Raw genomic sequence first — 14,290 nt, 5'->3', positions numbered from 1 at the left:
CTCCACAGCGTCCGTCAGGAACGGAGAAGCGCTGCTCACCGAGCCGCGGCTAACGTGACGGCCATGGACATCACCATCCACACCACCGCCCTCCCGCATGACGATCCGGACGCCTCGCTGGTCTTCTACCGCGACGCCCTCGGCTTCGAGGTCCGCAGCGACGTCGGGCAGGGCAAGATGCGCTGGATCACGGTCGGTCCCGCCGACCAGCCCGGCACGTCCATCCTCCTGACGCCGCCGGCCGCCGACCCCGGCATCACCGAGGACGAGCGCCGCACCATCCTCGAGATGATGGCCAAGGGCACCTACGGCTGGATCCTGCTGGCCACCCGAGACCTCGACGCCACCTTCGAGCGGGTACGGGCCGGCGCGGGCGAGGTCGTCCAGGAGCCGACCGAGCAGCCGTACGGCATCCGCGACTGCGCCTTCCGTGATCCTGCGGGCAACCTGATCCGCATCCAGGAGCTGCGCTGACATGTGCCATCCCGCATGGGCGCGCGCCCTCACCACAGCGCACCACCTGAACGAACTCGCCCGGTTGCGCCGCGTCCGCGACCGGATCGACCGGGAGTACGCCCAGCCGCTGGACGTCGTGGCGCTCGCCCGCGGCGCGGGCATGCCACCGGGGCACCTCAGCCGCCAGTTCCGGCTCGCCTACGGCCAGTCGCCGTACGCCTATGTGATGGCGCGGCGCAGCGAGCGCGACGGGGCTGTGGCTCTTGCCGCACATCTCTCCCAATTGGGGTGCAACCACGACTAAAGCGGCCTGCAGGCAGGTGCCTAGGCGGCGTAAGTGGCTGGCAGGCGGGTGCGTCTATCAATGGTGATGCACACCCCGAAAAGCACAAGAGGACCTTGGGGGCCACCCAGAAGTCCTCACCCTCAAGGAGTCATCATGCGTCGCTCGATTCGTACCCTGTTCACCCTCGCCGCCGCCACCGCCGCCACCGCCGTGGTCGTCGCCGCCCCCGCCGCCGCCTCCACCGACCCCGACCCGCAGCCGCTGGTCGCCGGCCCGACCGTGCAGAGCTGGGGACCGCACTACTCCAGCAACTTCAGGGCCAAGGCCGAGGGCACCACGCGGGTCAACTGGAACCCGTCCCACACGTCCAACAACGTCCGGGTCCAGGGCCGGCTGTACGACCTGGACTTCCGCACCCTCGCCCAGGGCGGCAAGTGCGCCTTCGTCCAGATCAGGGTCCACCACATCTACCAGCCGAACTGGAAGTGGGACAACGGCCAGTCCTACAAGCTGTGCAACGCCGGCACCGTGAAGCACTTCACCTCCTGGAACCACAACGTGGACAAGGTCCGCATCCGGGTCAGCCAGGTCGGCCAGTACAGCGACAACGTGGTCAGGCAGGGCGACTGGCACCAGGTCAACATCTGATCAGCACCCCGCACAGAGGCCCGCTCGCCTGAACCGTGAGCGGGCCTTCACGCATGCTCAGGAGAAGCGCTCGATCGTCACCGGGATCAGCCCTTCGGCCCGCATCACCACGGTCAGCTCGCGCAGCAGCGGCCTGACGGCGGTGTCGGATTCGCTTCCCAGCCGGGCGGTCAGATCCAGGCACCAGGCCGTGCCGGGGCCGATCCGGCGTACGTCCCAGGTGAACCAGTCGCCGGCCACCCGCGACTCGGCCGTGCCGACGACGCGCTCCCGGGGATCGGCGAGCGCCATCCGCCAGACCTCCCGCAGCCGCGGCAGGCTGTCCTGGCCCAGGTCACCGGCGAACAGCACGCGGTAGACCCGTACCTCATGAAAGCCGTCGGGGGGCTGCGGCGGGGTGAGCACCAGCGGCGGCGAGCCGGCCAGTGGCAGCCGGTCGTGGAAGAAGGTGCGCAGCGTCGCCTCGTCGGGCAGCTCGGCCCCGGAGAGCCGGCGGTAGACGCTCTCGGCTTCACGACGACGCACCGCGACGACCCGCCCGCGCAGCCCGGCGTCGGTGCGCAGCTCGCGCGCGTACGCGGCCGAACTCCACCAGCCACCCCCGGCGGCACGCCAGCCGGCGCTGTCCAGACCGGTCGCGGTGCCGTCGCCGGCGAGCACGAGCTCCTCGACGAGGATCCCGTCCGCCTCGGGCAGGAGGATGTAGTCCAGATATCCCGGCACGCCGGAAACCCTAATGCGTCGAAGGCGAGTAGGTTTTCGACATGGACGACCGGATCCCTCCCCTTTACGACGGCGACGAGCGAGCCATCCTCTACAGCTGGCTCGACTGGCATCGCGGGACCCTCGCGGCCAAGTGCGCCGGACTGTCGGAGGAGCAGCTGCGCCGCCGTGCCGTGCCGCCGTCGGGCATGTCGCTGCTCGGGCTGGTACGGCACATGGCGCACGTGGAGCGGGCCTGGTTCCGGCGGATGCTGGACGACGAGGACGTGCCCCTGCTGTACGACAAGGAGCAGCGGCAGGACGCCGACTTCGAGGAGGTCGACGGCGCGTCGGCCGGCGAGGCCATCGCCATCTGGCAGGACGAGATCGAGCGAGCGCGCAAGGTGTCGGCCGAGCTGCCGCTGGACGCGGTCGCCAAGCGGCAGCGCGACGGCCACGACGTGTCCCACCGGCGGATCTTGGTGCACGTCATCCAGGAGTACGCCCGCCACAACGGCCACGCCGACCTGCTGCGCGAGCGAATCGATGGCAGGACCGGCGAATAAAGCACATGATCGGCGGATGGACCGTCTGCAGATCGTCGACGTGCTGGCCCGCTACACCTACGCCATCGACTCGGGGCGGTGGGACGACCTCGACGAGGTGTTCACGCCCGACGCGGTGATCGACTACCGGTCGGCGGGCGGCATCCGGGGGACGCTGCCGGAGGTCAAGTCCTGGCTGGCCACCGTGCTGTCCCACTGGCCGGGGCGGCTGCACCTGGTGGGCGCCGCTGTGATCAGCTTCGAGGACGGCCAGGCCGTCGTGCACGCGCCGTTCACCGACACCCTCGCGCCGTCGCGGGAGCTCATCCCGGCCGAGACCAAGGGCCTGTTACAGGGCGGCGGCTGGTACCACCATCGGATGGTGCGCGCCGGGGACGGCTGGCGCAGCCGGGAGCTGGTGGAGGAGCAGACCTGGCGCACCGCCCGATAGAACCGCGCGGGAGTGCGCGAGAACCGCGTGGGAGAACCGCCCCGCAGAACCGCGCGGGAGATCTGCGGATCACGTTCGCCTGAACCCGGGCGAACCGCAAGAATGGCGCGATGAGCGTGGCTGACAGCACGGAGACCGACTGGGTATCCAGGTTCGCGGACGAGGTGATCTCCGAGGCGGAGCGTCGCGCGCCGGGCGAACCCATCGTGTGCGCGTCCGGGCTGAGCCCGTCAGGGCCGATCCATCTGGGCAACCTGCGTGAGGTGATGACCCCGCACCTGGTCGCCGACGAGATCAGGCGGCGCGGGCACGAGTGCGTCCACCTGCTGTCCTGGGACGACTACGACCGCTTCCGCCGGGTCCCCGCGGGCGTCGACCCGTCGTGGGCCGAGCACATCGGCAAGCCGCTGACCTCGGTGCCCGCGCCTCCGGGCAGCGCGCACGACTCCTGGGCGGCGCACTTCAAGGCCCCGATGGAGGCCGCGCTGGCCGAGCTGGGCGTCCAATACCGGGGCATCAGCCAGACCGAGCAGTACACCTCCGGCGCCTACCGGGAGCAGATCCTCGTCGCCATGCGGGAGCGTGACCGGATCGACGCGGTCCTGGCGCGTTACCGGACGAAGGAGACGGTCCAGGAGAGCGCCGCCTATTTCCCGTACAAGCCCTACTGCGAGCTGTGCGAGCGCGATCTGACCACGGTCACCGCCTACGACGACGACAGTACCGAGCTGGCCTACACGTGCGCCTGCGGGTTCGGGGAGACGGTACGGCTGGCCGAGCACGACCGCGGCAAGCTGGTGTGGAAGGTCGACTGGCCGATGCGGTGGGCGTACGAAGGGGTGGTCTTCGAGCCTTCGGGGGTGGACCACCACTCGCCGGGGTCGGCCTGGATCGTCGGCGGGCAGCTGGTCGGCGAGGTGTACGGCGGCGAGCAGCCGATCGGGCCGATGTACGCCTTCGTCGGGATCACCGGCATGGCCAAGATGAGCAGCTCCAAGGGTGATGTGCCGACTCCGGCCGACGCGCTGGAGATCATGGAGGCGCCGGTGCTGCGCTGGCTGTACGCGCGCCGCAAGCCGTCCCAGTCGTTCAAGATCGCTTTCGATCAGGAGATCCAGCGGCTCTACGACGAGTGGGACGCCCTGGGCCGCAAGGTCGCGGACGGGACCCGCCAGCCGTCGGAGCTGGCCGCCTACAACCGGGCCGTGCGGACGGCGGAGGGGCCGCTGCCGGAGACCCCGCGGCCGGTGCCCTACCGCACGCTGGCCTCCATCGTGGACGTCACGACCGGGGACGAGGACCAGACGCTGCGGATCCTGGGCGACCTCGACGCGATCACCTCGCTGGAGGACGCCCGGCCGAGGCTGGACCGGGCGCAGCGGTGGATCGACACCCAGGTCGCCGCCGACCAGCGCACCCGGGTGCGCGAGGAGCCGGACGCGGAGCTGCTCGACTCGCTCGGCGACGATGATCGTGACTCGCTGCGGCTGCTGGTCGAGGGGCTGGACGAGCACTGGTCGCTCGACGGGCTCACCACGTTGGTGTACGGCGTGCCGAAGGTGCGCGCCGGGCTGGCGGCGGACGCCAAGCCGACGCCCGAGGTGAAGACGGCGCAGCGGGCCTTCTTCGCGCTGCTCTACCGGCTGCTGGTCGGCCGCGACACCGGCCCCCGGCTGCCCACGCTGCTGCTGGCGGTGGGCGCGGACCGGGTACGCAAGCTGGTCGGAGCCTGACCTCAGCGGGACTTGCGGCCGGTGCGCGGTCTGGCGGCGCGTGCGGGAGGCAGCACTTCGACGGAGGTCTTGCGGATGTGGTCGTAGACCAGTGAGGTGCGCACGTCGGCGATGTTGCGGTGCCGCGCGACGTGGTCGAGGACGAAGTCGCGCAGGTGCGTGGTGTCCCGTACGGCGACCTGGATGATGAAGTCGTCGCCGCCGGACACCACGAAGACCGCGAGCGTCTCGGGCAGCGCGGCCACGTAGTCGCGGAACCCCTCCACCGCCTCACGGATCTTCGGGTGCAGCCGGACGTGGATGAGCGCCTGCACCGGCCGGCCGATGGCGTCCAGGTTGACCTCGGCGTGGAAGCCCTCGATCACGCCGTCGCCGCGCAGCGAGCGCACCCGTTCGAGGCAGGTGGAGGCGGCGATGCCGATGCGCTCGGCGAGCTCGCGGTTGGTCTGGCGGCCGTCACGCTGAAGCTCGCCCAGAATGGCCGTATCAAGTTCGTCCACAAGCCCATGCTCTCATGATGTTCCGAACATCCTTCGGAATCGGCTGGTTGACATTGCTCCATCCCCGATGCAAGCACGAGTCTTCCTTAGCAAGTTCGGACAGAGGGGACCTTGAGCATGGAGATCGAACGTCGCAGCGACCTGCCCACGAAGAAGCTGGCAGTCAAATGGGTGATCGTGGTGGATCGTGACCTGCCCCGCGGGCTGCAGGCGAACGCGGCGGCGTGCCTGGCCGCGTCGATGAGCCAGGCCGCGCCGTCGATCCTCGGCTCCGGCGGGCTCGACGCCTCCGGCCAGGCCCACGCGGGCCTGCCGTGGACCGGCTGCACGGTGCTGGCCGCCCCGGCGGCGATCGTCAAGCGGGTCAGGGACGACGCGGCGGGCGATCCGGAGCTGCTCGTCACGGACATGGCGGCCATCGCGCAGCGGGCCGAGGTCTACGACGACTATCTGGCCGAGCTCGCCGGCACCGCCGTGGCGGACCTGTCGTACTTCGCGGTGAGCCTGCTCGGGCCGCGCGCCGAGGTGGAGCGGCACACGGGCAGACTGTCCCTGCTGCGCTAAGGTCCGCATATTTGACCTATCAGGTCAAGTCGGACAACAGTGCACTCCAGCCACATGTGATTCCAGGTCACAGGATGAAAACGCCCTGGTCGGGCCCAACAAACACATAGGACCGCCATACCTGCAAGGAGTAGTCAAGTGACTTGCATGTGTGATGGTGGACCTTTGCCACATGAACAGGCAGCCCTTCTCCGTCAGCGTAAGCGTCATCGTCCCCGCGATGAACGAGGCCGACAATCTGCCCCACGTCTTCGCGACCCTCCCCACCTGGATCGACGAGGTCATCCTCGTCGACGGCAACTCCAGCGACGACACCGTCGCGGTGGCGCGCACCCTCCGCCCCGACCTGCACGTGGTCACACAGACCAGACGCGGGAAGGGCAACGCGCTCATCGAGGGCTTCGCCGCGGCGAAGGGCGACATCATCGTCATGATCGACGCTGACGGATCCACGGACGGCAGAGAGATCTTCTCCTTCGTCTCCGCCCTCGTCGAAGGCGCCGACTTCGCCAAGGGCTCCCGCTACGCGCCGGGCGGGGGCTCCGACGACCTCAGCCGGCTGCGCTCCTTCGGCAACAGGGCCCTGACGGGCCTGACGAACCTGCTGTACGGCACCTCGTACACCGACCTGTGCTACGGCTACAACGCCTTCTGGGCCCACCACCTGCACGCCCTCGACCTCGACTGCGACGGCTTCGAGATCGAGACCCTGATGAACATCCGCGCCGTCCAGGCCGGGCTGACCATCCACGAGGTGCCCAGCCACGAGCGCTGCCGCATCCACGGTGAGAGCAACCTGCACGCCGTCCGCGACGGCCTGCGCGTGCTCAGGACCATCCTGCGCGAACGATTTCGCCAGGTGGACGCATCCCGGACCCAGGTGGCACTCGTGAAAGGAGAAGTGGCATCCTCTGAATCATGCGCTACATCGTGATCGGAGCGGGGGCGATCGGCGGCACCATCGGAGCCCGGTTGCACCAGAGCGGGCACGAGGTGCTGCTGATCGCCCGGGGGCCCCATTACGAGGCGTTGCGGAGTGACGGCCTGCGCCTGATCACCCCGCACGACGACCTCAGGATGGACATCCCCGTGGCGGCCGGCCCGGTGCCGGTCCGCGAGGACGACGTGCTGATCCTGGCGACCAAGTCCCAGGACACCGTGGGTGCGCTCGACCCGTGGCCGAGGCACCTGCCCGTGGTCTGCGCGCAGAACGGCGTCGAGAACGAACGCGTCGCCCTGCGCAGGTTCGACCGGGTCTACGGCATGTGCGTGTGGCTGCCGGCCGCGCACACCGAGCCAGGCGTCGTGGCCTGCTACGGATCCCCGCGCTCGGGCCTGCTGCACATCGGCGGCTATCCGCACGGCGCCGACGAGACGGCCAAGCAGATCGCCACCGACCTCGACGGCAGCTCCTTCGTCGCGCTGTCCTCGCCCGAGGTGATGCGCTGGAAGTACGGCAAGCTGCTGGGCAACCTGAACAACGCCGTCGAGGCCCTGGTCGGCCACGGCCCCGGCGTGGAAGAGATCATGGAGCACGCCAGGACCGAGGGCATGGCGGTGCTCGAAGAGGCCGGCCTGCCCTACTCCACGCGCCGCGAGGAGCGCGAGCTGCGCCGCGACAAGGTGGAGGTGGTGCCGATCGGCGGCAAGACGCGCGACGGCGGATCGTCCTGGCAGAGCCTCGCCAGAGGCACCGGCTCGATCGAGGCCGACTACCTCAACGGCGAGATCGTCCTGCTCGGCCGCGAGCTCGGCATCCCCACCCCGGCCAACGAGGTGCTGCAGCGCGAGGCCAACAGGTTCGCGCTCGAGCGACGGCGGCCGGGCTCGATGGAGCTGGAGACGCTGTCCGCGCTCATCGACGAGCGTTCCGCAGCCGGATCCCACTGAACTCCAGCGTGCTCGCCGTCACCTGGCCCCAGAAGGGCCAGATGTTGTCCAGCACCCGGAGCTGGATCCCGGCCTGCTCGTGCAGCTCCAGCAGGTCGCTGACCGGCTCCGCCGGGCCGAGCGGCCGCACCGGCACCCGCGCGACGACGGCGTGCTCGAACTCCCCGATGGGCGCGAAGTGCTCGGCGGGCAGCCGGTACGCGTACAGCCGGACATCCATGATCGCCCTGAGCCAGCCGTACTCGACCGCGTGCACCCGATCCCCACTCCCGGCCCCGATGATCCGCCCGGCGTCCTCCTCGGTGGTTCTCGGGCCCCTCCAGGCCATGGCTCGCGGGCAGGCACGGGGGAACCAGTAGTCGGGGCAGCGGTCGGCGGTGACCGCCCAGACGTACGGCTCGCGTAGCTGCGAGGTGGGCGCGACGTGCGGGACGAACCGCTCGATGGTCGGATCTTCGGAGAAGTGCAGCACCTGGCCCGGCTCGGGTCTCATGAACGCCATCATCTCCGCAAGCCCCTGTCCCGTAGGGCATACCGCGCCGGTGTGTGGGCAGTTGAGTCTCGCCTGAGACAAGGGGTGAGTTCAAATGATCTTCCTGGGTCTGTTACTGGTTCTGCTCGCCGGGGCCGCGATCGTGCTGATCGCCACCGAGGAGAGCGCCAGATACGTCCTGTTCGGCACGACCTTCGAGCCGAACCACATCGAGATGTTCCTCGCGGGCGCGGCCACGGCGGCCGTCCTGCTGGCGGGGATCTGGCTGATCACACTGGCTTCGCGCAGGTCGGCGCAGCGCCGGCGGCGGCTGCGCACGGTCCGGGCCGACGCCTCCGACCGGGTGGCCAAGCTCGAGGAGGAGAAGCGGGAGCTGGAGCGCAAGCTCGAACACGAGCGCACCACCGACACCACCGACGACCGGCTGGTCGCCGGCAGCCAGGAGAAAACCGCGCGGTGACCTCACCGGCGCGAGGGCCGACCGCCCTCGCGCCAGAGGTCCGGCGGGAGGGCCGACCGTCCTCGCGCCAGAGGTCCGGCGGGAGATCGCGAGAGGATCCGCCGGGAGATTCGCGGCTTTCGGGCATTGGGGGTGTAATCTGCGAGGCGCTCTCATCATGCACCCGGAGGTCGCATGCCCCCCACACGTGGCCGCCCTATCGCGATCAAGCTCCTCATCCTCCTCCTCGTACCGCTGACCTCGCTGGTCGGTCTGTGGGCGTTCGCCGCCGCGCTGACCGCGGGCGACGGACTGCGCATGCTGGAGATCGACGAGCTGGCGACCAACCTCGCGGCCCCCTCCGAACAGCTCACCACCCACCTGCAGAACGAGCGCCTGTCCTCGGTGCAGTACGTGACCGCGCGCCGCAACAACACCCAGCTGATCGTGCAGCGCGACATCACCGACAACGCGGTGCGGTCCTTCCGCGAGCTGGCCGGCGCACAGCGCAACCTCAGCCCGGAGATGACCGCGCAGCTCACCCACCTCTACCGCAGGCTCGACCAGCTCCCGCAGATCAGGCGCGACGTCGACAGCCTCAGCTCCACCCCGCTCGACCTGATCAACGGCTACAGCCAGATCGCGGACGCGTCCTTCCGTCTGTACGACGCGATGATCCTGGTGCCTGAGATGACGCTCTACCGCAACGTCAAGGCGCTGGCCATGCTGGCCGAGGCCAAGGAGCTGCTGTCCCGCGAACGGGCCATGATCACCCTGATCGTCAGCCGGGGCCGGATGGGCACCGGCGAGCGCGAGGCGTTCGCCGACATGGTCGCCACCCGCCGCCTGCTCTGGTCCCAGGCGCTGTCCCAGCTCGACGACGACCTGCGCACGCCGTACCAGCGGCTCGTCGTCTCGCCGATCTACACCGAGTTCGTCGAGACCGAGGACGCCATGAAGGGCCAGGCCATCATGAACGGCCTGCCCACCTCCGCGGCCACCTGGCCGGTCGACGCCAACAACCTGTGGAAGGCCGCCGAGCGCAACCAGCGCGACTCCAACCAGGCCATCGCCGAGCGCATCACGCCCGCGGCCGCCGGCATCCTCGCCAAGATCGGCGTCGCGGGCGGCGCCGGGCTGCTCGCCGTGATCGCCTCCATCCTGCTGTCGCTGCGCTTCCGCAAGCGCCTGGTACGCGAGCTCGCCGGACTGCGCGACGCCGCCACCGAACTGGCCGAGGTACGGCTGGTCCAACTGGTCGAACGGCTGCGTACGACCGCGAACCCCAGCACGTCGGCCGAGGTCGAGCCGCTGGAGGTCAAGGCCGAGACGTCCGAGGTACGCGACATCGTCCGGGCCTTCAACAACGTGCAGTCCACGGCCGTGGAGGCCGCGGTGAGCCAGGCTCGGCTGCGCCACGGCGTCAACCAGGTCTTCGTCAACCTGGCCCGGCGCAACCAGTCGCTGCTGCACCGCCAGTTGCTGCAGCTCGACGGCATGGAGCGGGGCACCGAGGACCCGACGGCGCTGGAGGACCTGTTCAAGCTCGACCACCTCACCACCCGCATGCGCAGGCACGCGGAGAGCCTGATCATCCTGTCGGACCAGACGCCGGGCCGCGGCTGGCGCAACCCGGTGCCGATCATGGACGTGCTGCGGGCCGCCGTGGCCGAGGTGGAGGAGTATCAGCGGGTGGAGGTGCTGCAGCCGCCGCCCGTGGCGCTGACCGGCTCCGCCGTCACCGACGTCGCGCACCTGATGGCCGAGCTGGTGGAGAACGCCACGCTGTTCTCGCCGCCGCGGACCCGGGTGGACCTGCGCACCACGACCACTCCGCACGGGCTCACCGTCGAGGTGGAGGACCGCGGTCTGGGCCTGCCCCGGACCGAGCTCGACGAGCTCAACACCCGGCTCGCCGAGAAGCCGGAGTTCGACCTGGCGCAGAGCGACCGGCTGGGCCTGTTCGTGGTCGGCAGACTGGCGGCCAGGCACGGCATCAAGGTCTCGCTCAGCCCGTCGCCCTACGGCGGCCTGACCGCGAGCGTGTCACTGCCCGCTTCCCTGCTGACGGACCTGGCGGTGCCGGCCGGACGCTAGGGCCGGCCGGATGCTGGAACGAACCGGCCGGACGCTAGAGCCGCAGGAACGGCTCGCTGAAGTGGGCGGTGGCGAGGATGGCGTGCTCGGCCCGCAACTCGGCGAGCACCTCGGCGCGGGTGGCGGCGGCCAGGTCCTGGTCGTCGTCGTAGACGTAGCGCACGGCCGGGTCGTCGAGCTGCACGGGGTGGAGCACGAGGTCGCCGGTCATGGCGAGGTCGCCGACCCGGGCGATCTGGTGCCCGGGCGTGTGTCCGGGCGCCAGGTGGACGCGCACGCCCGGCGCGATCTCCGCATCGCCCTCGACGACCTGCAACTGCCCCTTGAGCGGGGTGACGACCTGGTCGAGCATCGGGCCGCGGGCCGCGTCGAACTCGGCCTGCTGGAGCACGTAGCGGGCGTTCTCGAACAGCGGCCGCCCGTCGGCGACGGCGCCACCGGCGTGGTCGCTGTGCAGGTGCGTGAGGATCACGGTGCCGATCTCGGCGGGCGTGACGCCCGCGGCGGCCAGCTCACCCGCGAGGGAGCCGGGAACCGGCGCCCAACTCGACGCCGGTGAGTCGACGCCACCGATGCCCGTGTCGACGAGCGTCAGCCGACCGGCGGGATCGCGGAGCAGGTAGCAGTGGAAATGGAGCGTCCACGGCGCCTCGGCGAGGTTCCCTTCCGGGAACATCTCGGCCAGCGGACGGCGGATCGTCTCCCCCATGGGGCCCACGGCATCACACAGCGGCGTCACTTCGACGCCGGCGATGACCTTCGGCTGATGCGGCATGCGCCCAGACTAGGCGGCCACGGGGTGGCGCGGAACGTATTCGTTCTCCAGATCCGCGGCGAAGACGGCGCGGCGGCAGTGCGCGCACCTGTACATGATCGGGCCCTCGTCGAGCTCGTTGTGGCAACGTGGGCAGTGGGTGGTGTTCATGTCATCCCCCTAGGATTCTTCTTGTCTCATCGAAGCCGCTGCGCATTGCAAATGTCCTGCAGAACGCTTGAGGGCTCCATGTCCTTCTTCACATTCGGCGCGGTCGTTCCTGGCGCACGGCGGTGAGAAGAACATTGTTACGGACTGCTGCCCCAGGCGCGGGTAAAGACACGGGAACGGCCCGGGAATAGCCCAACCGGGCTAGGCGTTACCTAGGCAGCGACGTGTGATACGTTGCGTCCAGCGTTGAGCCAAGGCTCCGCTGTTTCCTCCCCGAGCCCCCCTTTCAGAGGCCGGCACGGGCTTCACTTTCACCCGCCGACTCCGTTCGGCGCACCCTCAAGGGGTCACCATGTCTGTCACCACCATCCCCCGTCCGCGTGCCCACACCTCCGACGCCAGCCAGGTCGCGGGCCTGCTGGACGTACAGGACCGGGCCGCCTTCATCCGAACCGGCGACCTGCCCGCGCCCGACGACGTCCGGCTGCATCCGGACAAGGCCAAGCAGCTCGGCCTGCGCCCCGGCGACCACGTCGTCGCCATGGCGAGCGGCGGCAAGCTCGTCGGCGTCGAGGCCGTCAACGGCCGGACCGAATGGCGGCACCGGCCGCACTTCGGCGACCTGACGCCCGTACATCCGCGTGAACGCCTCCGCCTGGAGACCGAGTCGCTCAGCACCCGCGTCATCGACCTGTTCGCGCCCATCGGCAAGGGCCAGCGCGGCCTCATCGTCGCCCCGCCCAAGGCCGGCAAGACCATGGTCCTGCAGGCCATGGCGGCCGCCATCACCCGCAACCACCCCGAGGCGCACCTCATGCTCGTCCTGGTCGGCGAGCGGCCCGAGGAGGTCACCGACATGCGCGCCTCCGTACGCGGCGAGGTCTTCTCCTCCACCTTCGACCATCCCGACCGCGACCACACCCGCATCGCCGAGCTCGCCATCGAGCGGGCCAAGCGCCTGGTCGAGAACGGCGAGGACGTCGTCCTGCTGCTCGACTCCCTGACGCGCCTCGGCCGCGCCTACAACAACCTCGCGCCCGGCGGCGGGCGCGTGCTCACCGGCGGCCTCGACGCCACCGCGCTGTACCCGCCCAAGCGCTTCTTCGGCGCCGCGCGCAACGTGGAGGGCGGCGGCTCGCTCACCATCCTCGCCACCGCACTGATCGATACCGGCTCACGGATGGACAACAGTCTGTACGAGGAGTTCAAGGGCACCGGCAACATGGAGCTGCACCTGGTGCGCGACCTGGCCGAGCGCCGCCTCTACCCGGCCGTCGACCTCGACGCCTCCGGCACCCGGCGTGAGGAGATCCTGCTGCACCCGCAGGAGCGCCAGGCCGTGTGGCGGCTGCGCCGCATGCTGGGCACCCAGGGCAGGCAGCAGGCCCTGGAGATGCTCATCGGCAAGCTCCGCGAGACCACGTCCAACGCCGAGTTCCTGCTGCGCGCCAGTATGTGACCGACAATGAACACATGCTGGCCGATATCGTCGAACACCTCGCCTGCCCCGTCTGCCGCCGCTCTCTTCGGCCGGCGCCCCGCGCGCTCACGTGCGCGAACGGGCACGGCTACGACGTCGCCAAGCAGGGGTACGTCAGCCTGCTGGTCGGCTCCCGGCCGCCGGGTACGGCCGACAGCACGGCCATGGTCGCCGCCCGCGCCGACTTCCTGAACGCGGGCCACTACGCCCCGCTCGCGCGAGCCCTCGCCGAGGCCGTGAGCGCCAGGGTCAGGTCTACGTTTTCTACCGAATCGTTCGCACGCTCGGCTGACGACAGCGCCGTGGAGGCGTACGGTGGGGCGGAAGTGAGCATGAGTCATGAAAGGCGACGGGTGTGGCTGGGAAGGCAGCCGGTCATCGTCGACGCGGGCACCGGGACCGGCTATTACCTGGCGGCCGTGCTCGAAGCGACGACGCAGGGCATCGGGCTGGCGTTCGACGTGTCCAAACATGCCGTACGGCGGGCCGCGCGGGCGCATCCCCGGCTGGGGGCGTTCGTGGCGGACGTATGGCGGCCACTGCCGATCCTGGACGAGACGGCGGATGTGGTGATCAACGTGTTCGCGCCCAGGAACGGGCCCGAGTTCCGCAGGATTCTGCGGCCCGGTGGCGCGGTGATCGTCGTGACCCCCGCGCGGGAGCACCTGAGTCCGCTGGTCGACGAGCTGGGACTACTCTCGGTGGACGCCGAGAAGGAGAGCCGGCTGGCCCGCAGCCTGGACGGATTCACCGAGGCGGAGCGGCGGGAGGTGGCGTTCGACATGGAGCTCGGACCCGCTGACATCCTGGGAGTGGTGGGGATGGGGCCCAGCGCGTGGCACACTGACACAGCCCAGCTGGAGCAACGAATTTCATCCCTTTTCTCCCGTAATGACGGCAGAAGTCAGGAAAAAGTAGTCGCGAGGGCAAGATTTCACCTATCTACCTTCGAGGTGACATCTGAGTCAAGGGATGTCGCTTGACGGACGCATGAGGCACATGTTACTGATGGGGCATTTAGTCCGAAATTCCCCCACATTCCTGGAGTATTTCCGCGACGCAGGCGCAATACTGGACGGCA

At 69.7% G+C, this 14,290-nt stretch carries 17 protein-coding genes and 1 pseudogene; 13 read left to right on the top strand and 5 right to left on the bottom strand.

Features of this window, described 5'->3' with window-relative positions; translation table 11 throughout:
* Positions 1-63 precede the first annotated feature (63 nt).
* The 3 genes and pseudogenes from OHA68_RS15390 (at position 64) to OHA68_RS15380 (ending at position 1,390) form a co-directional block, all read left to right on the top strand.
* The gene (locus tag OHA68_RS15390) at positions 64-474 is read left to right on the top strand and encodes a VOC family protein (RefSeq protein WP_327108243.1); all 411 of its coding nucleotides are present in this window, start codon (positions 64-66) and stop codon (positions 472-474) included.
* 1 nt (position 475) lies between these two features.
* A pseudogene (locus tag OHA68_RS15385) lies at positions 476-736 on the top strand (AraC family transcriptional regulator); the annotation flags it as partial.
* Between the two features lie 159 nt (positions 737-895).
* Entirely contained in the window at positions 896-1,390 is a 495-nt protein-coding gene (locus OHA68_RS15380; protein WP_327108242.1) for a hypothetical protein, read from the top strand.
* Positions 1,391-1,447: 57 nt separating this feature from the next.
* Here OHA68_RS15380 and OHA68_RS15375 read toward each other — a convergent pair whose 3' ends face one another.
* Positions 1,448-2,113 (bottom strand): hypothetical protein, encoded by a 666-nt coding sequence (locus tag OHA68_RS15375; RefSeq protein WP_327108241.1) that lies wholly within the window; start codon positions 2,111-2,113, stop codon positions 1,448-1,450.
* Between the two features lie 41 nt (positions 2,114-2,154).
* Between OHA68_RS15375 and OHA68_RS15370 the strand changes: the two genes are divergently transcribed.
* The 3 genes from OHA68_RS15370 to lysS all read left to right on the top strand — a co-directional run bounded on the left by OHA68_RS15370 (position 2,155) and on the right by lysS (position 4,821).
* Complete coding sequence (locus OHA68_RS15370) at positions 2,155-2,658, top strand: DinB family protein (protein ID WP_327108240.1); 504 nt, start codon at positions 2,155-2,157, stop codon at positions 2,656-2,658.
* Positions 2,659-2,674: 16 nt separating this feature from the next.
* The gene (locus OHA68_RS15365; RefSeq protein WP_189142844.1) at positions 2,675-3,088 is read left to right on the top strand and encodes a nuclear transport factor 2 family protein; all 414 of its coding nucleotides are present in this window, start codon (positions 2,675-2,677) and stop codon (positions 3,086-3,088) included.
* A 110-nt stretch (positions 3,089-3,198) separates the two neighbouring features.
* Positions 3,199-4,821: a lysine--tRNA ligase gene (gene lysS, locus OHA68_RS15360; RefSeq protein ID WP_327108239.1), complete on the top strand. Its 1,623-nt coding sequence runs from the start codon at positions 3,199-3,201 to the stop codon at positions 4,819-4,821.
* 2 nt (positions 4,822-4,823) lie between these two features.
* Here the strand turns inward: lysS and OHA68_RS15355 are convergent, their stop codons facing one another.
* A complete protein-coding gene (locus tag OHA68_RS15355) occupies positions 4,824-5,321 on the bottom strand; it encodes an Lrp/AsnC family transcriptional regulator (RefSeq protein ID WP_189142842.1) in 498 nt (165 codons plus the stop codon).
* 117 nt (positions 5,322-5,438) lie between these two features.
* Between OHA68_RS15355 and OHA68_RS15350 the strand changes: the two genes are divergently transcribed.
* The 3 genes from OHA68_RS15350 to OHA68_RS15340 all read left to right on the top strand — a co-directional run bounded on the left by OHA68_RS15350 (position 5,439) and on the right by OHA68_RS15340 (position 7,775).
* Positions 5,439-5,885, top strand: a complete 447-nt coding sequence (locus OHA68_RS15350; RefSeq protein WP_327108238.1) for a DUF2000 domain-containing protein — start codon at positions 5,439-5,441, stop codon at positions 5,883-5,885.
* 172 nt (positions 5,886-6,057) lie between these two features.
* Positions 6,058-6,819 carry a glycosyltransferase family 2 protein gene (locus OHA68_RS15345; protein ID WP_327108237.1) on the top strand — a complete coding sequence of 254 codons (762 nt, stop codon included), beginning with the start codon at positions 6,058-6,060 and terminating at the stop codon, positions 6,817-6,819.
* Positions 6,804-7,775 carry a ketopantoate reductase family protein gene (locus tag OHA68_RS15340; protein WP_327108236.1) on the top strand — a complete coding sequence of 324 codons (972 nt, stop codon included), beginning with the start codon at positions 6,804-6,806 and terminating at the stop codon, positions 7,773-7,775. The genes OHA68_RS15345 and OHA68_RS15340 overlap by 16 nt, the downstream gene beginning before the upstream one ends.
* Here the strand turns inward: OHA68_RS15340 and OHA68_RS15335 are convergent.
* Positions 7,741-8,268 carry a DUF6886 family protein gene (locus OHA68_RS15335; protein WP_327108235.1) on the bottom strand — a complete coding sequence of 176 codons (528 nt, stop codon included), beginning with the start codon at positions 8,266-8,268 and terminating at the stop codon, positions 7,741-7,743. The two genes, OHA68_RS15340 and OHA68_RS15335, sit on opposite strands and share 35 nt — an antisense overlap.
* A 94-nt stretch (positions 8,269-8,362) precedes the next feature.
* Here OHA68_RS15335 and OHA68_RS15330 point away from each other — a divergent pair, with 94 nt between their 5' ends.
* Together OHA68_RS15330 and OHA68_RS15325 are read left to right on the top strand one after the other, a co-directional pair.
* Positions 8,363-8,728 (top strand): hypothetical protein, encoded by a 366-nt coding sequence (locus tag OHA68_RS15330; RefSeq protein WP_327108234.1) that lies wholly within the window; start codon positions 8,363-8,365, stop codon positions 8,726-8,728.
* A gap of 174 nt (positions 8,729-8,902) precedes the next feature.
* Complete coding sequence (locus OHA68_RS15325) at positions 8,903-10,804, top strand: sensor histidine kinase (protein WP_189142836.1); 1,902 nt, start codon at positions 8,903-8,905, stop codon at positions 10,802-10,804.
* A gap of 34 nt (positions 10,805-10,838) precedes the next feature.
* Here OHA68_RS15325 and OHA68_RS15320 read toward each other — a convergent pair whose 3' ends face one another.
* Together OHA68_RS15320 and OHA68_RS15315 are read right to left on the bottom strand one after the other, a co-directional pair.
* The gene (locus OHA68_RS15320) at positions 10,839-11,579 is read right to left on the bottom strand and encodes an MBL fold metallo-hydrolase (RefSeq protein WP_327108233.1); all 741 of its coding nucleotides are present in this window, start codon (positions 11,577-11,579) and stop codon (positions 10,839-10,841) included.
* Positions 11,580-11,588: 9 nt separating this feature from the next.
* A complete protein-coding gene (locus OHA68_RS15315) occupies positions 11,589-11,729 on the bottom strand; it encodes a hypothetical protein (protein WP_189142835.1) in 141 nt (46 codons plus the stop codon).
* A 352-nt stretch (positions 11,730-12,081) separates the two neighbouring features.
* On the opposite strand from OHA68_RS15315, the gene rho reads away from it, so the two are divergent.
* Positions 12,082-13,188, top strand: a complete 1,107-nt coding sequence (rho, locus tag OHA68_RS15310) for a transcription termination factor Rho (protein ID WP_327108232.1) — start codon at positions 12,082-12,084, stop codon at positions 13,186-13,188.
* A 14-nt stretch (positions 13,189-13,202) separates the two neighbouring features.
* The gene (locus OHA68_RS15305; protein WP_327108231.1) at positions 13,203-14,192 is read left to right on the top strand and encodes a putative RNA methyltransferase; all 990 of its coding nucleotides are present in this window, start codon (positions 13,203-13,205) and stop codon (positions 14,190-14,192) included.
* Positions 14,193-14,290 lie beyond the last annotated feature (98 nt).

Source organism: Nonomuraea glycinis (assembly GCF_035920485.1).
Taxonomy (GTDB): domain Bacteria; phylum Actinomycetota; class Actinomycetes; order Streptosporangiales; family Streptosporangiaceae; genus Nonomuraea; species Nonomuraea glycinis.
This window is presented reverse-complemented; position numbering and strand designations above follow the sequence as displayed.